This window comes from Anaerococcus octavius, assembly GCF_900445265.1.
GTDB classification, from domain to species: domain Bacteria; phylum Bacillota; class Clostridia; order Tissierellales; family Peptoniphilaceae; genus Anaerococcus; species Anaerococcus octavius.
In genome coordinates this window covers 402906-425173 of sequence record NZ_UFTA01000002.1, presented here as the reverse complement: position 1 = coordinate 425173, position 22268 = coordinate 402906, and the positions used below count along the sequence as shown (strand labels likewise).

Genomic DNA, 22268 nt, shown 5'->3' with positions numbered 1-22268 from the left:
AATTATGCCGACAAATCATTTAGAAAACACAGATCCTAAAGAAGAAAGACTAGAAAAATCTTCTAAGCTAGCAGTTCTAATTCCGCTTGCTATACTTATACTAGCATATTTCCTGATACCGTCATTTAGAAATGGTATTAGTAATGCGGTAAGAGCTATAAGTACTGGTGGATTAAATGGTGTAATCGAGTATATTAGAGGTTTTGGTAAAAAAGCAGCAGTTATTTCATTTTTACTAATGATATTACAATCTATTGTCGCACCAATCCCTGCAGTTTTAATTACTCTTGCCAATGCAGCTATATTTGGATGGGTCAAAGGAGCTATCCTTTCCTGGTCTTCTGCTATGGTTGGTGCAGCCCTATGCTTTTTTATAGCAAGATCTTTAGGCCGTGATGCCGTAATTAAGCTTTCTAGTAAAGGTGCTCTTGAAAATATAGAAGACTTTTTTGCAAGATATGGTAATCACACTATTCTAATAGCAAGACTCTTACCATTCATTTCTTTTGATGTTGTTAGCTATGCTGCTGGTCTAACCTCAATGGACTTTTGGGGATTTTTCCTAGCTACAGGACTAGGACAATTACCAGCAACTATCGTATATTCCTACACAGGCGGAGAACTCGACGGTGGAGTGCGTGGAGTGTTTATGTTTGTCATAATTATATCTATTCTTGCAGTTGCTATTGCCTTCTTTAGGAAAAGATACAATGAAAAACACAAAACAAGTTTATAATATTATAAAAGCTATCATTGCGATAGCTTTTATAGTATGGTTAAATAAATCCATAAATATTAATACTCTTCAAGCTAAAATAGAAGCTATGGGTTATCTAGCTCCTATCGGCTATATACTAGCATTTACTATACTTCCTGCCCTATTTGTACCAGCCTTAAGCATAGTTGTTATAGCTGGAACACTTTTTGGTTTTTGCAAGGGATTTTTTTTAACTATGATAGCTGTTTTAACAAATACTTCCCTTATGTATTTAATTTCCAATAGATTTGCAAAAGATAAGGTATATAAACAATTAAAAGAAAAAATAGGTCCAAAATACTTTAATATAATCTATACTAAAGATCAGAAAAAACTAATATCAACATTTTTTATAACTAGACTTATACCGGCTATTCCCTATATCTTAGAAAATTACCTAGCAGGGCTTACAGAAATACAATTTTTCCCATATCTAATGGCAACTTTTTTTGGAGTAATTCCTGGCATGCTTATTTATCTAAATGTAGGCACAAATATAGGTGATGTAACTAGTCCAGAATTTAAAAAATCTTTAATCTTATTACTTGCTTTTACAGTTGTAACGTTATTATTGAAAATTTTAATTGAGAAAATAAATGGTAACAATAATAATTCCAACTTATAATGAAAAAGAAAATATAAAAAAAATCGAAGATGTTTTATCAAAAATAAAAGGAGATTTTGATATAATATTTACTGACGGTTTTAGCACAGATGGGACCTATGATATGATCTCTTATCCCAAAATTCAAGAAACAAAATATAGGTCTAGACAAATGAATGCTGCTGCTAAGTATGCTAGAGGTGATTATTTATTTTTCCTTCATTGTGATAGCATTATAGGAAGTGACTGTATAAATTTAATAGAAAATTCAAATCTTGATGTCGGTTGCTTTACTATAAATTTTACACCAACTAATCAAAAGCTAGATTTTATTGAATTTTTTTCAAATTTAAGAGTTAAGACTAAACACATAGCCTTTGGAGATCAAGGCATATTTATAAAAAAGGATATTTTTGAAAAAATAGGTGGCTACAAAAATATAGCCCTTATGGAAGATTATCAATTATCCTTAGATTTAAAAGAAGCTGGATATAAAATAAAACAACTAGATTATCCTATATATTCTTCATCAAGAAAATTTACAAACAAAGAATTTAAGACTGGTATTATGATGAAATTTTTACAAAAAATGTATAGGAATGGTTATAATGTAGAAAAAATTGCTGAGATTTACAAGAATATATAGAAGACGAGCAGAACTTTGCTCGTCTTTTTTTAATTATTTTTTTCGATTACATTTACTATATACTCCATAGCGTTTATATTTTCTTTGATTTCAGGCAGATTTACTTTTTTATCATCTCCATCTATCAAGTATCCATTTAATAAATGTTCGTCTAAGCTTATATTTTTATACCTATGTGAAAAAAATTCTGGATTTGTAATATATAAAGCTGCCAAAGCATCCCATACCACTAGTTCATTTTCTCCAAATTCATCCATAAATTCTTCTGTAACTCTTTTTAAAGATGGCTTTAAATAATTCATAAAATTACTTTTATAGTAAGGATTAGCTGGCAATTGATATTTATGCTTCATACAATTATTTCCAGTTATTATATGGATGTTATCTAGTCTAGATAGGCAATAAATAGTTGATAAATAATCAATACTTAAATTTAGTTCACTCATTATTTTTTTGTTAAAGCGTAGCTTATCTGTGATACCACCCATAGCTACAAATGATTTTACTTTTTTAGCATCCATGCCAAGAGCTAATGCTTTTTGAGTGTTTGTAGTTGAGCCTAAAGAAAGAATAATTATATCGTTGTTTTTTTCTACTTCATTTCTTATAGCCTCACCTGCATCATTTGTATATAAGCCGCCTTTTATTAGTGGAATATTTATATTTAAATCATCTAGCATACGTCTTGTAGCCTTATAGGTTACATCTTCGTTATTATTACCAAATGTAGTTGTAATTAGTTTTATTTCTATATCTGGATGGGCAATCAAAAAAAGAATTGCAAAAGCATCATCTAGGTCACACCCTTTAACATCTATAGTACAATCAGTATCTATTATTACTTTTTTCATTACTCCTCCAATTCAATAATACTATTTATCTGTACTCCAACATTATCATTTACAAAAAACTCTTTTGGACTGTCTACTAACAGTTTGTAATTGCCGCTTAAAGTATAGGTAAAATAATCTCCCTTGTAAACTTTATCAACTATAATATAACCTTCTCCTTCAAGTATCTCCACATCAGACTTTTTAATAAGCTTATTTTCTATAATATTATCCTTGAAAATAAATTTTGCTGCTTCAATATTTTTTGGATTTTCAAAAATTTTTCTTGGATTATCATAGGCTAAAAATTTACCATTTGATAAGATTGCAAGCTTATCAGCTACTTCCACTGCTTCATTTATATCGTGGCTTACAAATAAAGTTGGGATATTTTGCTCTTTTATGATTTTAAAAGTTTCATTTCTAAGATTTTCTCTTAAAGTTTGATCTAGAGCTGTAAATGGTTCATCTAGTAAAAGCATTTTAGGTTTTACAATCAGACTTCTAGCTAAAGATACCCTTTGCTTTTCCCCACCAGATAACTGGGATGGGTATTTATTTTTATGATCATATAAGCCTACTAATTCTAAATATTTTTCTACTTCTTTACTTATATAACCTTTATCCAATCTATTAATTTTTAGGCCAAAAGCTATATTATCAAAAATAGTCATATGAGGAAATAATTCATCATCTTGAAACATAAGTATAAACTTTCGCTCTTTCATATCAACCTTTGTTATATTTTTGTCATTTAGATAAATATTTCCGTCAAAGTCATCTATTATTCCTGATAATATTTTTAATAAAGTACTTTTTCCTGAACCGCTATTACCAACTATTGATAAAACTTGCCCAGATCCTATATCAAAACTTATATTATCTAAAATTTTTTTTGTTTTATATGATTTGCTTATGTTTTTTGCACTTATAAGGTCCATTTTTTGCTCCTAAAAATCAATCTAAATATAATTTCTACTATTATTATAAAGATAATATTGATTAGTAGAAATAATATACTAATAGTTGAGGAAATTGCTCTATCTCTTGATACAAAAAAAGGAAACGCTACAGTCATAAATGTCTCTACAAGACCTGACCCTAAGACTAGTGTTAAATAGTAATCGCTAATCGATAGGATAAAACCCATAATCAACGCAGTTTTTATAAAGGGTGCAAGTATTGGAAATATTATTTCTTTTCTAATATTACTATCACTGGCACCAAGCATTTTTCCAGCATAAATTATATTATCTCCTAAAAAACTATATGCAGGTCTTATAATTCTTACTTCATAGGGGATTATAAGTAGGCATTGGCATATGATAATCAAAATCTTTGACCCCGCAAATCCCATTTGTTTAAAAAATAATTGCAAGCCTAGGCCAATACTGGTTGCACCAATTAAAAATGGTAAAAATATCACAAAACTAATCATTTTAAAAGCTTTCTGCTTATAATATAATTTTTTCGCAAGAGGTATCGACATTATAAGAGAAAGCAAACTTGAACATAAGCCTATTGATAGTGAATTAAATAGACCTACCATAAATTTCTTGTCTTTTAATAAATAATTATAAGAACGCAATGAATAGTTTGCTAAAATTAAGTTTGGCCATGGATAATTTTGCCTAAAGCTTGTAAATATTAGGTCTATTCCTGCAAAAATTAAAAGAACTATATAAATATATAAAATAAATTTAGAAATCTTTTTCATAATTTTTATCCTCTGCTAAGTACAAAATTATTAGGGAAACTATGCCAATTAAACTTAAAAATATATTTATTACCAGAGCTTTTGGCTTATAAGAAAAGCTATTTTTTGTAAATTCTATATAGGATTTTGCAGCAAGAGTCCTTGGACTTGTAGGACCAATTAGTAGTGGAACTTCATAGGAACTAATCGAAAAATTAAATAAAATGATAAATGTTGCAATAGTTTCTTTTTTTATAAATGGAAATATTATATAATAAAATTCTTGCCAATCGCTTGCTCCTAAATTTTTTGCAGCAGCTAATTGATTTGAGCCTATATTCCTATAAATTCCTAAAAAAACCATACCAGCATAAGCACCACCCTTTATAGCATAGGTCAAAATAACTCCCACTGCACTTTTATTATAAAAAAACTGAACAAATGAGTGTGAATCATCTACAAGGTTTAATTTATAAAAAACTCTAGCAATAACTCCTGTTTGAGAAAAGATATTTACTAGTAAAATCGCCATAATAATATGAGGTAGTATTACTGGAATCTTTAAATAAATATCGTAAATTTTGCTATTAAATATTCCATAAGATAAAAAAATGCCAATTATAACTGCTAAAATACTAGAAATAACTGAAATTTTCAAAGAAAAAATAAGGCTTGATATAAAAGTCTTATCATTTAGAACTTCCTTGTAAAAGTCAAAGGTAAAACTATCAAGCCCTACTTCTTTAAAAAGTCCAAAACTAATTAATAATGATTTACTAAAGCCAATTAGGATTAATAGTAAAATAAGCATTAATCCTGTACAGCTTAGTAAATTTTCTAGTTTAGTACTTCTTCTTCCCATATTTCTTCTATGAGTGGTACAATATTTGCTGGCATCTCTGGGATTCTATGTTCTTCTAATTCTTTTGTAGAAAGAGTGTATTCTCCAGATGGAATCTCATCATACATTTTCTTTTGCTCATCAGTTAATTTATCATAGTCAATGATTGGGAGATCCCCTAAGACTTCTGGATCTGCTTTTGATATTTGCGCCTCTGGTGATAAGATTAAATTGATAAGGACAGTAGCCGCATCTTTATTTGAAGAACCTTTACTTATAGCTAAAAAGTGTGTATTTGCAATTGTTCCCTTATCAAATACTGCTGTTCTTACATTTTCATTAAATTGTCCATCAACCACACCTGTTGATGCTGCATTTGGGTTATAGCTCATAGCCATGATTACTTCCCCATCTGCAAACATGTTTGTTAAAGTTGGGTTATCTGCTGGGTAAGATTGTCCTTCATTCCATAGGTATGGTTTTAATTCATTTAGGTAGTCAATAGTTGGTTTTAACATTTCTTTTAGTTCTTCTTTTGTTAAATCTTTATTCATGAAGTCTTCGTAGCCTTGAATATCAGAAATAATATTTCTAATAAAAGCTGAGCCTGTAAAGTCTGGTAGAGATGCATAAGTTATTTTACCGGGATTTGCTTTTGCTAATTCTAATAGTTCTTCGGCATTTTTAGGTGGATTATCAATTTTTGAACTATCATACATAAATACAAATTGAGCTCCCCCGTATGGTGCTTCGATATTTTCTACTGGTTCACCAAAGTCATATTTAATTCCTTCATCTTCCCCGTCTACATAGTCGTTAAAGTTTGGTAGTACTTGAGTTATTGGACCATAAAGTAAGCCATTATTTTTGGCATTTTCAAAGTTTTCTCCATTTATCCAAACTACATCTACATCACCATCTTCAGAATCTTTTTCAGCTACCATAAGGTTTAAGATTTCCTCGATATCCATGCCTACACGATTTACATCAATATCATAATCTTCTTTCATTTTAGGAATTATATAATCATCTAACCATTGGTTACGCTTATCATCCCCACCCCATCCATATAAGTTTACAGATGTTCCTTCTGCTTTTTTAGCTATTTCATCAAAGTTTACTTCACTTATAACATCGCTTGTTTCTGCTACTTCTTTATTTTCTTCTCTTTCTTCCTTTACTTCTTCTTGGCTGGTTTCAAATGGTGCTTTTTGACTAGCCTCTTGCTCATTGGTATTATTGCCACATCCTGTTAAAAGCCCTAAGCATAGTAAACTAGCTAAAAGTTTATTTTTCATCTGCATCATATTCCTCCATAATTTTTTCTGTGATTTCTATAGCTGAACTTATGCACACACCGCAAACACTTGCTAGTAAATCTTTTTCTAGCGACTCATTCATTCCTTCTTCAGTGTTTACATTCACACCTAAAAGTTTTATACATTTTTTACTTTTGTTTCTTTGCTCAAACTCAGCATCTAGTTTGTGAACCATTTCTTGTAAGTTTAATTTTTTTTCAAAATCTGTTGATCCATATTTTAAACCTAGTGCCATATAAGCTCCTGTTAGAGATCCACAAGTTTCTGACTTAAACATGCCCCTTTCAAAAGCTGTAGCTGTTTTCATTGCCAGTTCTTCGTCCATGCCCAAATCATCAGCAAAATATGCAAAAACAGTTTGAGAGCAGTTATATTCTTTTTTTGAAAGTTCTTCTAATTTTTCTTTATCCATATCATATCCTATAAAATTTTTCCAACATATTTAAAAATTCTAAACTTAAAAACTTATTAATTTTAGCCAGTGTGTCATCGTTACTTAAAAATCTGCCTTTTTCATACTCAACCTTGGCCATAGAACACCAAGTTATCCCCCTAAGAGAGTTAAACATTAGATATTTATAAAGCTTATCATAGTCTACTTTTCTATACTGTTCATAAACTTTTAAAAATAATAACATTTCTTCTTCAGTTAAAATTGTATCTGTTTTCCAATTTGTAGTTGTAGGTACTAGAAAATGAGCTAAATCTTGCTCACACTCTCCTATAATGGGTTTTTCCCAATCTATTATTACCGGATGTTTACCTATAATAAAGTTTCTATTATTTAATTCCGTATTTATGATACAAGGTTTTTTAATTTCAGCATCTAAGCCGGAGGATTTAGCAATATTTAGGAATTTATTAATTTTTGCTTCTACTTCTAAGTCCTTATTTTCATAAGCTTGATAATAGCTAAACATAGAAACAAATTCATCAAACATAGATTGAAATGGTTTTTTTGCGCATATGAAATTATCATACTCTCCTCTTAAATTATGAACAGAACTTAAAAGCTTCGCAGCAATGTCCATATCACTTTTATAATTAAGAGGTCTACCCTCTACATACTCCATAGTCATAAAACTTTTTGGTAAAAATTTACCTTTCTCATAAAATTTATAGGGTTTAGGAGTTACTCCTGATTTTTCTAAGACTTTTAAGGCATCATATTCATATTTTAATTGTTTTTCACCAAGGCCTATTTGAGACGCTAAATTTATCCTAATTACTTCATTATTTAATCTATAATTTAAATTATATTCACCATGCCCGAGCTCTGTGACATTATCATTATCAAACTCAGCAATTATCAAATCAGAGATTGTATCTATATCTCTTATCGGATCTAATAAATAGTATGTTTTTTTCAATTTATTTATTTGCTTTATAGTATCTTCTAAAACGAATGGTGTAGAATACTTTATATTTGTAAAAATATCTATTTTTTCTTTCATCGCTACTAAACCATAGCCACCATCTTTACTTGGTGCTATTACTATGTCAAAGTTATCAAGTTTTTTAAATGCTTCTTCTATGTGATTTTTACTCAAATTTTCTAAATCTGATCCAAAAAGTGCTACCTTACTATAAATATCTAGTTCATTGTATATTGCATTTTTCATTTTTTCTCCCAGATCATTACCTGATTGAGGAGTTTTTTGACCTTCTAAGAAAGCAATATTTGAAAGGTCTCCATAATAATAAATTATCGAGCTAAAGTTTTTATCTTCTACTAACTTATAATTTTGTTTGATAAGCTTTCTCATTAATTCTAGGCGTTCATTTTCATTTAAAAATTTTTCTAGTCTAGTTTTGCTATTTATAAGATTTGGCGCTTTACTAAAGAAAATTATTCTATTCATTTTAGCTCCTAAATAAATATTGTTAAAATTTTTATTTATTATTTTAAAAAAAATGCCATATTTTCATATGGCATTTTTAATAACTAATTTTTAATTCTTATTTACCAGCAAGTCTTTTATATGTTTCATATCTTTCATTTGCAGCTTTTTCAGCTTCTGCATATAATTGATCTGCTGTTTCTGGGAATGATCTCTTAAGTGAAGAGTATCTAACTTCGCCTTGTAAGAATTCTTGGAATGACTCAGTAGGTTCTTTAGAGTCTAATTGGAACGGATTTTTACCCTCGTCAGCAAGTCTTGGGTCAAATCTCCATAAGTGCCAGTAACCAGCTTGAACAGCTTGTTTTTCTCTAAATTGAGATTTGCCCATACCAATTCTAATTCCGTGATTTATACATGGTGCGTATGCAATAATTAATGATGGTCCATCGTAGCTTTCAGCTTCTTTGATAGCTTTTACTACTTGGTTTTGGTTAGCTCCCATAGCAACTTGTGCTACGTAAACATATCCATAAGAAGTCATCATTAAACCAAGGTCTTTTTTACGTACTTTTTTACCTGATGCAGCGAATTGTGCTACTGCAGATAATGGTGTAGATTTAGATGATTGTCCACCTGTATTTGAGTAAACTTCTGTATCGAATACAAGGATGTTTACATTTTCACCACTTGCTAATACGTGGTCAACACCACCAAATCCGATGTCATAGCTCCATCCGTCACCACCGAAGATCCATAATGATTTTTTGATCATGTAGTCTTTTAGATTGTAAATGTCTTTAAGAATTGCTTTTCCTTCTTCGCTATCTACTGTTTCGTCTTGAAGGTTAAGGATTTTAGCTGTTGCTTCTTTAGATGCGTTTACATCTTCTTTTCCTTCTAACCACATTTTGAATGCATCGTTTAATGGTGTATCAAGGTTTAGATCTAAGAATGAGTTCATTCTTGTTTCTAGTAATAATTTGTTTGATTCTGCAGCTAATTTAATACCATATCCGTATTCAGCAGCATCTTCAAATAATGAGTTACCCCAAGCTGGACCTTTACCTGATTCTTGGTTGATTGTGTATGACATAGCTGGTGCACTTGCTCCCCAGATTGATGAACAACCTGTAGCATTTGCAACATACATTCTGTCACCAAATAATTGTGTTACAAGTTTAGCGTATGGAGTTTCACCACAACCTGCACAAGCTCCTGAGAATTGTAGTAATGGTTGTTTGAATTGGCTTCCTTTAAGTGTTTTATCATCCATAACATCTTCTTTGTAGCCAACTTCTTCGTGAGCATATGTCCAGTTGTCTTTTTGGTTTTCTACTTGTTCTTCGAATGGTTTCATAAGTAGAGCTTTTTCTGGAGCTGGACAAATATCAGCACAGTTTCCACAACCTGTACAATCTAATGGAGAAACTTGAATTCTGAATTGATATTCTTCAAATCCTTTACCAATAGCTTGTTTTGTTTCAAAGTTTTCTGGTGCATTTGCTTTTTCTTCTTCTGTTACTAGGAATGGTCTAATTACAGCGTGTGGGCATACGAATGAACATTGGTTACATTGGATACAATTTTCCATTTGCCATTCTGGTACGTTTAATGCAATACCACGTTTTTCGTATGCAGTTGTACCTGATGGGAATTCACCATTTTCAAGATCTAGATCAACAAAAGCAGAAACTGGGATGTCATCTTCTTTTTGTTCGATCATTGGTTTTAAGATATTTTTAACAAATTCAGGTAGGTCTTTGTTTTCTTCTTTAGCTTCGTCTTCAGCATTAGCCCATTCAGCTGGAACTTCAACTTTATGAGCAGCTTCTAAACCTGCATCTACAGCTGCATAGTTCATGTTTACGATGTCATCACCTTTGTGACCATATGCTTTAACGATAGAATCTTTTAAGTATCCTACTGCTTCATCAACTGGAAGTACTTGTGATAAGTTGAAGAATGCAGCTTGCATGATCATATTTGTTCTAGAACCTAAACCGATTTTTTCAGCAATGTGGCTTGCATCAATGATGTAGAAATCAATGTTATGATTTGCAAGATATCTTTTCATCTTAGCTGGAAGATGTTCTTCTAATTGGTCTTCTTCCCATGTACAGTTAAGTAGGAATGTACCATTATCTTTTAATCCACGTAAGATGTCATATTGGTTTACATAAGCTTGTTTTGAAAGTGACATAAAGTCAGCTTCATCTAATAGATATGTTGATTTGATTGGTTCTTTACCAAATCTTAAGTGAGACATTGTTAGACCACCAGATTTTTTAGAGTCGTAGTCGAAATATCCTTGGGCGTACATATCTGTGTTATCACCGATGATTTTGATAGCTTGTTTGTTAGCACCAACAGTACCATCAGATCCGAATCCCCAGAATTTACATCTTGTAGTTCCTTCATGGCGAATTTTGAAGTCTTCTCTTTCTAATGATGTATTTGTAACATCATCTGTGATTGAAAGTGTGAAGTGATCTTTTGTATCTTCTTTTCTTAAGTTGTCATATACTGCTTTGATGTCTCCTGGAACAGTATCTTTACTTGAAAGACCATATATACCACCAAAGATAACTGGTGCATCTTCAACACCATAGAATGCTGATTTAACATCTAAGTATAGAGGTTGTCCTTCAGCCCCTTGTTCTTTAGTTCTATCAAGAACAGCAATTTTCTTAACTGATTTTGGAACAACTTTTAATAAGTGTTCTTTTGAGAATGGTCTGAATAAGTGAACTTCAACTAAACCAATTTTGTATCCATCTTTAGATAATTCATCAATAGTTTCACGGATTGTTTGACAAACAGAACCCATAGCTACGATAACTTCTTCAGCATCTTCTGCTCCGTAGTAGTTAAATAAGCTGTAGTCTGTTCCAATTAGCTCATTAATTTGGTTCATGTAATCTTCTACAATACCAACGATTTCTGTGTAAGCATTATTTGCTGCAACAGTTCTTTGGAAGAAGATATTTTTCTCAGCTGTACCCATGTGTTTTGGTCTTTCTGGGTTAAGTGAGTTATTTTTGAATGCATCAACTGCATCAAAGTCTACTAAATCGCTTAATGTTTCGTAATCCCAAACATTAATTTTTTGAATTTCATGGCTTGTTCTAAATCCATCAAAGAAGTTTACGAATGGTAATCTACCTTTAATAGCTGATAAGTGAGCTACTGGTGATAAGTCCATTACTTCTTGAACAGAGTTTGAACAAAGCATAGCACAACCTGTTTGTCTAGCTGCGTAAATATCTGAGTGATCTCCATATATTGAAAGAGCGTGTGTAGCTACGGTTCTAGCTGCAACGTGGAATACACCTGGTAATCTTTCTCCAGCAACTTTATACATATTAGGTATCATTAATAATAAACCTTGGCTTGCTGTGTATGTAGTAGTAAGTGCTCCAGCTGCTAATGATCCGTGAAATGCTCCTGCTGCACCTGCTTCAGATTGCATTTCTTTAACCATAACTTCTCTATCGAAAACATTTTTACGTCCATTTGATGACCAAACATCAATAGATTCTGGCATTGGTGAAGATGGTGTGATTGGGTAAATGGTTGCAACGTCTGTAAATGCGTATGATACGTGAGCTGCAGCGGTATTACCGTCCATAGTCTTCATTGCTCTAGTAATTGTCATTTAGACCTCCTAAAATAATTAATAAGCAATTATCGTTAACACTAATTTAAGTATAAATAACATTCTTGGGAATGTCAAGAGCATTTATTAAATAAAACAAAATTTCGATAATTTATTAAAAAGTAATTGATTTTTTTTTAGGAAATTTTTCTAAAAAATAAAAAAACGATAACCTATTCGAAGTCATCGTTTTCCTTATCTAAGTTTTTATGAAAAATATTATCTGTCATAACTTTAGCTGCATTGTATCCAAAATTTTTCTCTCTTTGATTCATGGCAGCTACTTCTACTATTAAGGCAAGATTTCGTCCCGCTCTAACAGGCACTACTAAATGGGGTACTTTTACATTTAATAGTTTTACATAATGATTGTCTAATCCCAATCTATCGTATTCGTAATCTTCTTTCCATTGCTCTAGCTCTATTACCAGCTCTATTTGTGTACTATTTTTTACAGAACCTGTTCCATAGAGCCTTCTCACATTCACTATTCCCAGCCCTCTTATTTCCATATAATGGCGAATATTATCTGGTGATGATCCTGTAAGTTTATTATCAAATGCCATTATGTCTACCATATCATCTGCTACCAACCTGTGTCCTCGATTTACCAGGTCAAGGGCGGTTTCACTTTTACCAACAGATGATTTACCCATAATTAAAACGCCTATACCAAATACTTCTAGAAGTTCTCCGTGAATATTGCTCCTTGGTGCTAGCTGATATTCTAGTTCATCAGAAATTGCAGAAATAAGCTTAGTGGTTTTTTTAGCTGACCTTAGCAGAGTCTTATTGTAATAATCTGCTAAGTCTAATATATCCTGATTAATATCTGCATTATAGGAAAAAATAACAGCAGGAATGCTATAAGCAAGTATGCCCCTAAATCTTTCATATTGGAGCTTACTATCTAGCCCCATTAAATAATTATATTCTACAGCACCTATTACTTGAAGTCTTTGGTATGGAAATTTTTCTAAATACCCTGCTAACTGCAAGCCTGGACGGTTTACGTCTGCACTTGTAAGAGTGATTTCAAAATAATCTGTTGATTGATGAACAACTTCTAAACCTAGTCTTTCAACTACTTTGTGTAATTTTATTTCTTTTATTTTCTCACCTTGTTCAACTTGCTTAGAAATTATTTCACGATGAACTAAAGTTTCTATTAGATCATCATCTTTTTTATTTTCATCTGACTCCATTATTTTCTCCTTAACCTATCCCTTTAGCCTAAAGTATTTATATATTTCTAGGGCTTGGGATTTGCCAACTAAGGGCACTTGCATAAGCTCTTCTACACTTGCTTTTTTTATATTTGATATACTTTTAAAATGCTTATATAAATTAATTCTAGTTTTTTCACCTACACCCTTAATATTATCTAGTTCTGAACTTTTCATAGTATTTTGCATCAGTTTTCTATGATAATTTATTGCAAATCTATGGGCTTCTTCTTGGATTTCATAAATTAATTTATAAACTGGATCTCTTCTATTTATAGATATTTCTTCACCTTGGTATATAATTGCACGTGTGGTATGCTTATCATCTTTAACTAGTCCTGCAATTTCTATATCAAGTTTAAATTCATCTAATATTTCCAAGGCAGATGTTACTTGTCCTTTGCCTCCATCCATTAATATCAAATCTGGCATATATCCAAATCCTGTTGTGGTATTTCCTTTTTGCATTTCTTTAATACCATTTTTAAATCTGCGGGTTAAAACTTCTTTTAATGAGCCATAGTCGTTGGGTCCTTCTATAGTTTTTATTTTGAATTTTCTATATTCTTTAGGATTCGAATGACCATCTTCAAAAACCACCATAGAACCTACAGATTGGACTCCAGATGTATTTGAAATATCATAACATTCGATTCTTTTTATCTCAGACATATTTAATATTTCTTTTAACTGATTGATACCGGCAGATTTCTTGCGATCTTTTTTTTCTACTTGCTTTTCGTATTTTATACGCATATCATTAGCATTTGTAAGTGCCATATTTAATAAATCTTTTTTCCTGCCTAGTTTTGGTTCATGAATTAAAACCTTGGATCCACGTTTTTGGTTTAAAAATTCATTGATAGTCTTTAAATCATATGGCTCTATTTCTATAAGTATTTCTTTTGGAACATACATTATATCCAGGTAAAATTGCTTTATAAAAGATGACATTATCTCTTCATTGCTTTCCGAATAATCATTTTTAATTATAAAGTGTTCTCTTTCTACAATTTTTCCCTGGCGCATTAAAAATACTTGCATAACAATGGCTGTTATTCCCTTGCTCATTGCAACTATATCCATATCTTCTCCAGCAGTTTCAGTGATTTTTTGCCTTTCAGATATAGTGGATAAAGCTCTGTAATAATCTCTATATTTTGTTGCCATTTCAAAGTTTAATTTAGAACTTTCCTCATTCATTTTTTCTAAAACCCAATTAGGGATTTTTTCCGATTTGTTTTCCAAAAATTCTTTAATATCTTCTATATGCTCCATATAACGAGACTCATCCTCGTTATAAATACATGGTCCCTTACATTTTTTTATAAAATAATTTAAGCATGGTCTATCTAAAGTCTGTCCTTTATCAAAATCTAAGTTACAAGTTCTAAATGGATAGTACAAATGAAATAGATCTATAGCATCATTTACTGCATAAGCATCAGGATAGGGTCCATAGTAATCTGCCTTGTCATTATAAATTTGCCTTACTTTTTGGATGCGTGGATATTTTTCATTAGTTATTTTGATATAAGGGTATTGCTTATCATCGCGTAGGACTATGTTATATTTGGGTCTATTTTTCTTTATAAGGTTTGATTCTAAAACTAAGGCCTCTACTTCATTTTCCACAATGATATATTCAAAGTGGTCAATATGAGAGACCATAGCTAAGACTTTGGCACCTTTATTTTTATTATTGTCAAAATACTGGCGAACTCTTTTTTTTAGATTAATTGCCTTGCCGACATAAATTATCTTATCATCGGCATTTCTCATTATATAAACTCCTGGTAAGTCAGGTAGTTCTTTTAGTTTCGCCTTTAGTTCTTCTTTACTCAAATTTGTTTACAACTCTCTTTCAAGTACTCTAAATCTGATCCTTCTAAGTGTGGAGCTAGTACGTTTTCGCATTTTTGATTATAATTATTTATCCAATCAATTTCTTCTTTTGTTAACATATCTATATTTACTGGTCTAGTGTCAATTGGCAAGTATGTTAATGTTTCTAATTGTAAAAAGCTTCCAAATTCGTTTTCTAAAGCTTTTTCTACTACCGCTTGATTTTCTATTCTGATTCCGTGGCTATTTGCAATATATAAGCCTGGTTCTACTGATGTAAACATATGTTCTTTAAATTCTATTTCTGATCCCTTGCCTACACCTAATCTTTGTGGACCTTCGTGAACAGTTAATAAATATCCTACTCCGTGTCCTGTTCCATGGAAGAAGTCTTTTCCTGCCTTCCATAATGGATATTTTGCTATTACATCTAGTCTTTCTCCAGTAGTTTTTTCTTTAAATTTAGCTAAAAATAATGCAATATGTGATTTTAAAACCAAGGTATAATCATCTTTTTCAGCTTGTGTTAAGTTTCCTAGGGCAACAGTTCTTGTAATATCAGTTGTTCCTTCTTTGTAGTGAGCCCCTGTATCCATTAAAATTAAGCCTTCAGTTCCAATTGTTTTTGATCCTACATTTTTTGGTGCATAGTGAACAATCGCTGCATTATCCTTATAACCAATTATTGATTCAAAAGATTCTTCCACAAAGCTCTCATTTTCCGCACGTAATTCGTGAAGCTTTTTGCTAGCAACATATTCATTTAATGTGCCAGTTGAAGCACCTACTTCTAACCAATTAAAGAATTTTAATAAAGTTACTCCATCTATAATATAAGCTTTTTTTGTATTTTCTATTTCAGTTTCATTTTTGATGGCTTTCATATTTGTTGTAATATTTATGCCAGTTGAAATTTTTACATTAGAGTTTATAGCATCATATATCGCTACATTTGTACGAGTAGGATCTAGGAAAATGCGGTTTTTGCCTGGTATATCCTTTAATAGAGTGAAAATATAATCATAGGAGTAAATTTTAACTTTATTTTGTTGTAAATAATCTTTTACTTCTCCATCTAGTTTATTTTGGTCAATACATAAATATGCCCTATCTTTAGAAATAAGCATATAGCAAAGAACAACTGGATTAAAGTCAATATCATTGCCTCTAATATTTAATAGCCAGCAAATATCTTCAACAGCTCCTATAAAATAGTAGTCATAGCTGTTTTTCTCCATTTCTTTACGAATACGGGATAATTTTGAGCTTGTACTTTCTCCAACATATTCTTCTGGTAATAACCAAGCTTTGTCATTGCGAAGATCTGGACGATCCTTCCATAAATCTGAAATATAGTCTATATCTGAAACTAAAGTACGTGATCCCATGGATTCGCTAAGTGATTTATACTCTCTTACAGAAAATAAATTACCATTAAAGGCAATTTTACCAAATTCACTTACATTTTGATCTAAGTATTCTTCAACTGTTGGATAGTTTTCATCCGCCATCTTCATTAATTCAAACTCTGATGATGAGAGTTCTTTTTCTGCTTGTAAGAAATATCTTGAATCCGTCCAAACTTTAGCTTCATTTGGAGTTATAACAGCAGTTCCTGCAGATCCTGTAAAACCAGAGATAAATTCTCTTTCTTTATAATGATCTGATAAATACTCTGACTGATGTGGATCAGAAGTAGGTATTATGTATGCATCAATCTTTCTTTCTGCCATTAAGCTTCTTAATTGTTCTAATCTTTGATCAATATTCATGTTAACTCCCTTAAATTTTTTAAAAATATTTTTACCAAAATGTTAAAATATCATTATTTTATAAAGTAATTATACCATTTTGACCTGTGTTTGGTAGCATATTGACAATTGAATTTTTTAACAAATCAATTATAATGAAAGCAATGTTTAAAATTATATAAGAGGTGAGATTAAAAAATGAAACTTGGAATTGTAGGATTGCCAAACGTTGGAAAATCAACATTATTTAATGCAATCACAAAAGCTGGTGCACTTATAGCTAACTATCCATTTGCAACAATCGATCCAAATGTAGGGCTAGTAAATGTACCTGATCAAAGACTTGATGTTTTAGCCGAAATGAGTGAATCCAAAAAAATAGTACCAGCTGCCATAGAATTTTATGATATAGCAGGACTCGTAAAAGGTGCCTCAAAAGGGGAAGGTCTTGGTAACCAATTTTTATCAAATATTAGAGAGACTGATGCAATAGTTGAAGTTTTAAGATGCTTTGACGATCCAAACGTAACCCACGTTGACGGATCTGTAGATCCTATCCGAGACATAGAAACTATAAATCTAGAACTTATTTTTGCAGACCTAGAAATGATAGAAAAAGTTTTAGAAAAACGCAGAAAAGTAGCTAGAAATGATAAGGATGCAGCAAAAGAAGTAGCCGTTTTAGATAAGGTAAAAGAAGTACTTGAAGAAGGCAAATCAGCTAGAATATTAAAGTTAAATGATGAAGAAAAAAAATTACTACGTTCTTACCAACTACTTTCAACAAAACCAATTATTTATGTATGCAATGTAAATGAAGAAGATACTGCAAATGATGGTGCCGATAATCCATATGTGGCAAAAGTTAGAGACTTTGCTACAAAAGAAAATGCAGAAGTTTCTATAGTTTCTGCAAAAATCGAACAAGAAATATCAGAATTAGATACAGACAAAGAAAGAGAAGATTTCTTAGAAATGCTTGGTTTAAGCGAATCAGGTACAGATAAAGTAATTAAAGATAGCTACAAAACATTAAATCTGATATCTTTTTTAACAACAGGAGAAATGGAAACTCGTGCTTGGACTATAACAAATGGAACAAAAGCAGTAGATGCTGCTGGCAAAATCCATACCGATATATCACGCGGCTTTATAAAAGCAGAGATAGTTTCATATGAAGATTTAGTAAATAGTGGATCTATAAATGCAGCTCGCGAAAAAGGCCTTTTAAGAATGGAAGGCAAGGACTACATAATGAAAGATGGCGATGTAGTTAACTTTAAATTTAATGTATAAGGTCAAATAATGAAAAAACAAGGAAAACTAATAGTACACACAGGCTCAATGTTTTCAGGAAAAACTACTTCCCTATGGCGAGAACTTTACAGAATGAAAATAGCAAACTATAAGATAGCGGCCTTCAAGCCAACAGTAGATAATCGTGATGATGATAAAAAAATAGTTTCTCACGACAATCTAGAATTAGATGCTATAAAAGTAGAAGATTTAAATGATGTTTTAACCTATGCTACAAATCATGAACTAGATGCTATAGGTATAGACGAAGTACAATTTTTTCCAAACGATCCAACAGAAGTTATTGACATATTTAATAAACTTATGGATAAAAGTATAACCATAGTAGTTTCTGGTCTTGACATGGATTATAAAACAAGACCATTTGAAATCATAAAAGAAATAATGCCAATAGCTGATGAGCTTACCAAACACCATGCTATTTGTGCAAATTGTGGTGAAGATGCATGGGCTTCCTATAGAAAGTCTGCCGATGAATCCAGAATTCAAATCGGGTCAAAGGATAAATACGAACCCCTATGCAGAGAATGCTACAATCAAAAGATGAGTGAGAGAGAAAAAACAAAAAATCAAATTTCACTAGAAGAATTAGGAGAATAGATCTAATTCTTCTTAACTTTTATCAAAATATTTTAGCGAAGTAATTAAGGATAGTATATATGAAAGTAGCTTTAGTATACGCAGAATACGAAAACATGACAGATGAAATAAGACAGGTAAATCCAAATGCAGATAATATTATGCAAGATATGCTATCAACTATAAAAGAAGCTTTGGAATATAATAATCATGAAGTTTATGAAATACCTGCTAACATAGATATGATGAGAAATATTATGGATATAGATGACCTTGATGTAATCTTTGTCCGCTATGATCCATTAGAAAATCTGAAACTTCAAGGAAATGTATTTGCAGCCTTAGAGTTATTGGGCATACCAATTGTAGGCAGCGGAATGCTAGCCCAAGCTACAGCACTTTCAAAAGAAACTACAAGTCTGATTTTATCATCTTGGGGACTTCCGGTTACTAAATCACAAATAATATTTGATAAAAAAGATGATCTAAAAGAAGATCTTAAGGAGTCCTTTCCCCTTTTTATAAAACCAGAATCAGAAGCAGTCTCAGTTGGTATACGTAATGATTCTTATGTAGAAAATGAAGAAGAGCTTGCAAAGACCTTAGATCGTATTTTTGATGAAGTAAATCCACCAGTCATAATAGAGGAATTCCTACCCGGCAGAGAATTTACAGTAGGTGTCTTAGAAGATATGGGAGAATTAAAAGCCTTAGAAGTAACAGAGATTACTTTCGCCAAGGAAAGTGGCGTTAATTTTAGAACAAAAGAAGTTATGGAAAATAAATGGCATAAAAAAACAACTCCAGCAGATATTAATGAAGAATTAGAATTAGAAATGAAATACTTGGCTATAAAATCATTTAAAGCCATAAAGTGTGATACCTATGCTAGAGTGGATATTAGATTAAATGCTTATAGTGAGCCTTATATTATGGAAATAAATACTATGCCAGGTCTAAGCAAAAAAACTTCCCCTTTTGTGTTAGAAGCAGAAGCATCAGGAATATCTTATGAAGAATTGATGGATAAACTAGTAAGATCTGCCTACTATAAAGGAACTGAAAAGAAAAAGTTAGGAATTGGAAAATTTTAATATAAAAAAGCAGGTTTTTAAAGACCCGCTTTTTTATTTTTATAATTATAACTATCAAAATATACTATTAGACTTGTAAAAATTATTAAGCAAATTATTAATATATTAAAATTATTTATTTTTATTGGCAAATGAAAAGCCTCCCTAAGCTCATAGGCCACTCTTGGAAATTTTCCAAGAGTAAATACTAAAATCATAAGTCCCTCACCTATTATTATAGCTTTTATACCTTTAAAATCCTTTTTTATTATAAAAATAAGCATTATTAAAAAGCAAATATAAACCACATAACGAGAATGAATTCTCATATCTAGCCATACGCTTAAGCTAATAAGTGAAGTGATTAAGCTATATAAAATTATAGATGCCAATACATATCTGGATACTTTTGCTAATTTTTCCATTATCCTCTAATTGTATAAACTAGTGCAACTGGTGTGCCATCTTCTGGAGCCTTATCTTCATCTACACTAAATTCAACAGTTTTTGTTTTTTCTACTGAACCTAGTGGATAGTTAGCATTAGAAGAAATACCTACAGTACATGAATCAAGACAAGATAGGCATCCTGTTTTCATTTCATTAGAACGATCAAGGTTACCTGTAAATCTAATATCTAGATCTTTACCATTAGAATCTTTCACTATATCATTTACATTTGTCCCCTCTTCGTTTCCATCCCAATAAGCAGTGATTTCTAGTGGAGTACCTTCAGATGTTGTTTCTTCAGCATTTTCAGGTGTCATATTATCTCCTGGTTTTGCACCAATATCTAATAGTGCTTGGTGGAAATCTGCTGGTGGTGTATTAGCTACAAATACTGGTTTATCACCAAATTTTCCTGTTTCGGATACAACTAAATGTCTTGTTGATTCAGTTAAAAATTTACCATTGAAAGTTGTGTATATAGTAACAGTTTGATTTTCTTTATCAACTACAATATTATTATCTTTGCTAACGCCTTTTATCTCTTCAGATGTTGTGTCATTATCAGATGTTTTTTCTTCTTGTTCATTTGTATCAGTTTCATTTGTGTTTTCTGCTTGTTCTGTTATAGTAGTTTCGTTTATTTCTGCCTTATCATCATTTGCAGAATCTTTGTTGTTACATCCTGTCAAAACTGCTCCTGTTAATGCAAAAGCTAGCACAAATTTTTATAATTTTTCATATTACTCTCCTTAAAGTATGATATGTATATTTATAAGATATATTATCACAATATAGCAATACTTTCAATCGTTTCAATATCTTGATAATTAATTTATATTTTATTTTTTGAATTTTTTAAAGGAGATATCATCGATTTTTTTATAATATACTCAAAATATTTCATTATTTCTTCATTAGATAATTTGAAAGAACTATTTATAAGTTCTATATAAATTCTTTATACAGTATTTATAAGATAATCACCTAAACTTTAAATAAATTAAGTCAGAAAATATATTGTCTAATAAATAAACACAAGTATTAAATTAGTGCTTGTTGTGGGTATTATTCTTAGTAAATTAAAATATATAATTATTAATTATTCCAATTAAAAGGAGATTTTATGTCATACATAGAAATGAAAAATTCTTATAAAATTTATAATGAAGGCAAGAAAAACGAAATAATTGCCAATAATGATATTAGTTTTGCTATAGAAAAAGGAGAGCTTGCCATTATTTTAGGCAACTCTGGTGCTGGTAAGTCGACCATATTAAATATCTTAGGTGGTATGGATACCAATACCAAGGGGCAAGTAATTATAGATGGAGAGGATATTTCCAATTATAATAAAAGACAACTAACTGAGTATAGAAGAAACGATGTTGGCTTTATCTTTCAGTTTTATAATCTCGTGCAAAATCTAACTAGCAAGGAAAATGTAGAACTTGCTTCCGAAATTGTAGAAGATGCCCTAAATCCTGAAAAAGTATTAGAAGATGTAGGTCTTGAAAAAAGAATGAACAACTTTCCTGCAGAGCTTTCAGGCGGCGAGCAACAAAGAGTAGCTATTGCCCGTGCTATTGCCAAAAATCCAAAGATTTTGTTATGCGATGAGCCGACAGGTGCTCTTGATTATCAAACTGGTAAGCAAGTTTTAAAAATTTTACAAAATATGAGCCGTGAAAGCAACGCAACTGTAGTAATAGTCACTCACAACTCTGCTATTGCTCCTATTGCAGATAGGGTTATTCATATTAGAAATGCTCAAGTCTCAAATATAAAAACAAATCCAAATCCAAAAGACATTATTGATCTAGAATGGTAGGTGATAAG

The 22268-nt window shown here is 31.1% G+C and carries 20 protein-coding genes; 7 read left to right on the top strand and 13 right to left on the bottom strand.

Annotated features, from left to right (window positions below; all coding sequences use genetic code 11):
• Nucleotides 1-4 precede the first annotated feature (4 nt).
• Genes DY249_RS02140 through DY249_RS02130 form a run of 3 tightly spaced genes read left to right on the top strand, consistent with a single transcriptional unit; the run spans nucleotide 5 to nucleotide 2007 of the window.
• Nucleotides 5-736 carry a TVP38/TMEM64 family protein gene (locus DY249_RS02140; protein ID WP_115595029.1) on the top strand — a complete coding sequence of 244 codons (732 nt, stop codon included), beginning with the start codon at nucleotides 5-7 and terminating at the stop codon, nucleotides 734-736.
• The gene (locus DY249_RS02135) at nucleotides 711-1382 is read left to right on the top strand and encodes a TVP38/TMEM64 family protein (protein ID WP_115595028.1); all 672 of its coding nucleotides are present in this window, start codon (nucleotides 711-713) and stop codon (nucleotides 1380-1382) included. The genes DY249_RS02140 and DY249_RS02135 overlap by 26 nt, the downstream gene beginning before the upstream one ends.
• Nucleotides 1354-2007, top strand: a complete 654-nt coding sequence (locus DY249_RS02130) for a TIGR04283 family arsenosugar biosynthesis glycosyltransferase (RefSeq protein ID WP_101539902.1) — start codon at nucleotides 1354-1356, stop codon at nucleotides 2005-2007. Before DY249_RS02135 ends, DY249_RS02130 begins: the two co-directional genes overlap by 29 nt.
• Before the next feature lie 29 nt (nucleotides 2008-2036).
• Here DY249_RS02130 and DY249_RS02125 read toward each other — a convergent pair whose 3' ends face one another.
• The 11 genes from DY249_RS02125 to DY249_RS02075 all read right to left on the bottom strand — a co-directional run bounded on the left by DY249_RS02125 (nucleotide 2037) and on the right by DY249_RS02075 (nucleotide 17035).
• Complete coding sequence (locus tag DY249_RS02125) at nucleotides 2037-2858, bottom strand: nucleoside hydrolase (RefSeq protein WP_115595027.1); 822 nt, start codon at nucleotides 2856-2858, stop codon at nucleotides 2037-2039.
• Nucleotides 2858-3778: an ABC transporter ATP-binding protein gene (locus DY249_RS02120; protein WP_115595026.1), complete on the bottom strand. Its 921-nt coding sequence runs from the start codon at nucleotides 3776-3778 to the stop codon at nucleotides 2858-2860. The genes DY249_RS02125 and DY249_RS02120 overlap by 1 nt, the downstream gene beginning before the upstream one ends.
• Nucleotides 3766-4554, bottom strand: coding sequence for an ABC transporter permease (locus DY249_RS02115; RefSeq protein WP_115595025.1), 789 nt, complete (start codon nucleotides 4552-4554; stop codon nucleotides 3766-3768). Before DY249_RS02115 ends, DY249_RS02120 begins: the two co-directional genes overlap by 13 nt.
• The gene (locus DY249_RS02110) at nucleotides 4538-5395 is read right to left on the bottom strand and encodes an ABC transporter permease (RefSeq protein WP_115595024.1); all 858 of its coding nucleotides are present in this window, start codon (nucleotides 5393-5395) and stop codon (nucleotides 4538-4540) included. The genes DY249_RS02115 and DY249_RS02110 overlap by 17 nt, the downstream gene beginning before the upstream one ends.
• A complete protein-coding gene (locus DY249_RS02105) occupies nucleotides 5371-6672 on the bottom strand; it encodes an ABC transporter substrate-binding protein (protein WP_115595023.1) in 1302 nt (433 codons plus the stop codon). Before DY249_RS02105 ends, DY249_RS02110 begins: the two co-directional genes overlap by 25 nt.
• On the bottom strand, nucleotides 6662-7105 hold the full coding sequence (locus tag DY249_RS02100) for a C-GCAxxG-C-C family protein (protein ID WP_115595022.1): 444 nt from the start codon (nucleotides 7103-7105) through the stop codon (nucleotides 6662-6664). Before DY249_RS02100 ends, DY249_RS02105 begins: the two co-directional genes overlap by 11 nt.
• Nucleotide 7106: 1 nt before the next feature.
• A complete protein-coding gene (locus DY249_RS02095) occupies nucleotides 7107-8555 on the bottom strand; it encodes a TIGR04282 family arsenosugar biosynthesis glycosyltransferase (RefSeq protein WP_115595021.1) in 1449 nt (482 codons plus the stop codon).
• A gap of 97 nt (nucleotides 8556-8652) precedes the next feature.
• Nucleotides 8653-12192, bottom strand: a complete 3540-nt coding sequence (gene nifJ, locus DY249_RS02090) for a pyruvate:ferredoxin (flavodoxin) oxidoreductase (RefSeq protein WP_115595020.1) — start codon at nucleotides 12190-12192, stop codon at nucleotides 8653-8655.
• Between the two features lie 173 nt (nucleotides 12193-12365).
• The gene (gene hprK / locus DY249_RS02085) at nucleotides 12366-13397 is read right to left on the bottom strand and encodes an HPr(Ser) kinase/phosphatase (RefSeq protein ID WP_115595019.1); all 1032 of its coding nucleotides are present in this window, start codon (nucleotides 13395-13397) and stop codon (nucleotides 12366-12368) included.
• Between the two features lie 15 nt (nucleotides 13398-13412).
• Nucleotides 13413-15263, bottom strand: a complete 1851-nt coding sequence (gene uvrC / locus DY249_RS02080; protein ID WP_115595018.1) for an excinuclease ABC subunit UvrC — start codon at nucleotides 15261-15263, stop codon at nucleotides 13413-13415.
• Nucleotides 15260-17035 carry an aminopeptidase P family N-terminal domain-containing protein gene (locus DY249_RS02075; protein WP_115595017.1) on the bottom strand — a complete coding sequence of 592 codons (1776 nt, stop codon included), beginning with the start codon at nucleotides 17033-17035 and terminating at the stop codon, nucleotides 15260-15262. The genes uvrC and DY249_RS02075 overlap by 4 nt, the downstream gene beginning before the upstream one ends.
• Nucleotides 17036-17212: 177 nt before the next feature.
• Here DY249_RS02075 and ychF point away from each other — a divergent pair, with 177 nt between their 5' ends.
• Genes ychF through DY249_RS02060 form a run of 3 tightly spaced genes read left to right on the top strand, consistent with a single transcriptional unit; the run spans nucleotide 17213 to nucleotide 20004 of the window.
• Nucleotides 17213-18310 carry a redox-regulated ATPase YchF gene (gene ychF, locus DY249_RS02070; protein ID WP_101539890.1) on the top strand — a complete coding sequence of 366 codons (1098 nt, stop codon included), beginning with the start codon at nucleotides 17213-17215 and terminating at the stop codon, nucleotides 18308-18310.
• Between the two features lie 9 nt (nucleotides 18311-18319).
• The gene (locus DY249_RS02065; protein WP_101539889.1) at nucleotides 18320-18931 is read left to right on the top strand and encodes a thymidine kinase; all 612 of its coding nucleotides are present in this window, start codon (nucleotides 18320-18322) and stop codon (nucleotides 18929-18931) included.
• Between the two features lie 59 nt (nucleotides 18932-18990).
• A complete protein-coding gene (locus DY249_RS02060; protein WP_115595016.1) occupies nucleotides 18991-20004 on the top strand; it encodes a D-alanine--D-alanine ligase family protein in 1014 nt (337 codons plus the stop codon).
• Between the two features lie 17 nt (nucleotides 20005-20021).
• On the opposite strand, the gene DY249_RS02055 is transcribed toward DY249_RS02060, so the two are convergent.
• Both DY249_RS02055 and DY249_RS02050 read right to left on the bottom strand, forming a co-directional pair.
• Entirely contained in the window at nucleotides 20022-20408 is a 387-nt protein-coding gene (locus DY249_RS02055) for a hypothetical protein (protein ID WP_115595015.1), read from the bottom strand.
• Nucleotides 20408-21121, bottom strand: a complete 714-nt coding sequence (locus tag DY249_RS02050) for a YdjY domain-containing protein (RefSeq protein WP_147291900.1) — start codon at nucleotides 21119-21121, stop codon at nucleotides 20408-20410. Before DY249_RS02050 ends, DY249_RS02055 begins: the two co-directional genes overlap by 1 nt.
• A 434-nt stretch (nucleotides 21122-21555) precedes the next feature.
• Here DY249_RS02050 and DY249_RS02045 point away from each other — a divergent pair, with 434 nt between their 5' ends.
• Nucleotides 21556-22260: an ABC transporter ATP-binding protein gene (locus tag DY249_RS02045; protein ID WP_115595013.1), complete on the top strand. Its 705-nt coding sequence runs from the start codon at nucleotides 21556-21558 to the stop codon at nucleotides 22258-22260.
• The last annotated feature ends 8 nt before the right edge of the window (nucleotides 22261-22268 follow it).

Coding starts and splice junctions, on each gene's coding strand:
- hprK (WP_115595019.1), bottom strand. CDS start 13,397: ATGGAGTCAGATGAAAATAAAAAAGATGATGATCTAATAGAAACTTTA.
- DY249_RS02100 (WP_115595022.1), bottom strand. CDS start 7,105: ATGGATAAAGAAAAATTAGAAGAACTTTCAAAAAAAGAATATAACTGC.
- DY249_RS02065 (WP_101539889.1), top strand. CDS start 18,320: ATGAAAAAACAAGGAAAACTAATAGTACACACAGGCTCAATGTTTTCA.
- DY249_RS02130 (WP_101539902.1), top strand. CDS start 1,354: ATGGTAACAATAATAATTCCAACTTATAATGAAAAAGAAAATATAAAA.
- DY249_RS02125 (WP_115595027.1), bottom strand. CDS start 2,858: ATGAAAAAAGTAATAATAGATACTGATTGTACTATAGATGTTAAAGGG.
- nifJ (WP_115595020.1), bottom strand. CDS start 12,192: ATGACAATTACTAGAGCAATGAAGACTATGGACGGTAATACCGCTGCA.
- DY249_RS02135 (WP_115595028.1), top strand. CDS start 711: ATGAAAAACACAAAACAAGTTTATAATATTATAAAAGCTATCATTGCG.
- DY249_RS02115 (WP_115595025.1), bottom strand. CDS start 4,554: ATGAAAAAGATTTCTAAATTTATTTTATATATTTATATAGTTCTTTTA.
- DY249_RS02075 (WP_115595017.1), bottom strand. CDS start 17,035: ATGAATATTGATCAAAGATTAGAACAATTAAGAAGCTTAATGGCAGAA.
- DY249_RS02110 (WP_115595024.1), bottom strand. CDS start 5,395: ATGGGAAGAAGAAGTACTAAACTAGAAAATTTACTAAGCTGTACAGGA.
- DY249_RS02060 (WP_115595016.1), top strand. CDS start 18,991: ATGAAAGTAGCTTTAGTATACGCAGAATACGAAAACATGACAGATGAA.
- DY249_RS02095 (WP_115595021.1), bottom strand. CDS start 8,555: ATGAATAGAATAATTTTCTTTAGTAAAGCGCCAAATCTTATAAATAGC.
- ychF (WP_101539890.1), top strand. CDS start 17,213: ATGAAACTTGGAATTGTAGGATTGCCAAACGTTGGAAAATCAACATTA.
- DY249_RS02105 (WP_115595023.1), bottom strand. CDS start 6,672: ATGAAAAATAAACTTTTAGCTAGTTTACTATGCTTAGGGCTTTTAACA.
- DY249_RS02140 (WP_115595029.1), top strand. CDS start 5: ATGCCGACAAATCATTTAGAAAACACAGATCCTAAAGAAGAAAGACTA.
- DY249_RS02045 (WP_115595013.1), top strand. CDS start 21,556: ATGTCATACATAGAAATGAAAAATTCTTATAAAATTTATAATGAAGGC.
- DY249_RS02120 (WP_115595026.1), bottom strand. CDS start 3,778: ATGGACCTTATAAGTGCAAAAAACATAAGCAAATCATATAAAACAAAA.
- DY249_RS02055 (WP_115595015.1), bottom strand. CDS start 20,408: ATGGAAAAATTAGCAAAAGTATCCAGATATGTATTGGCATCTATAATT.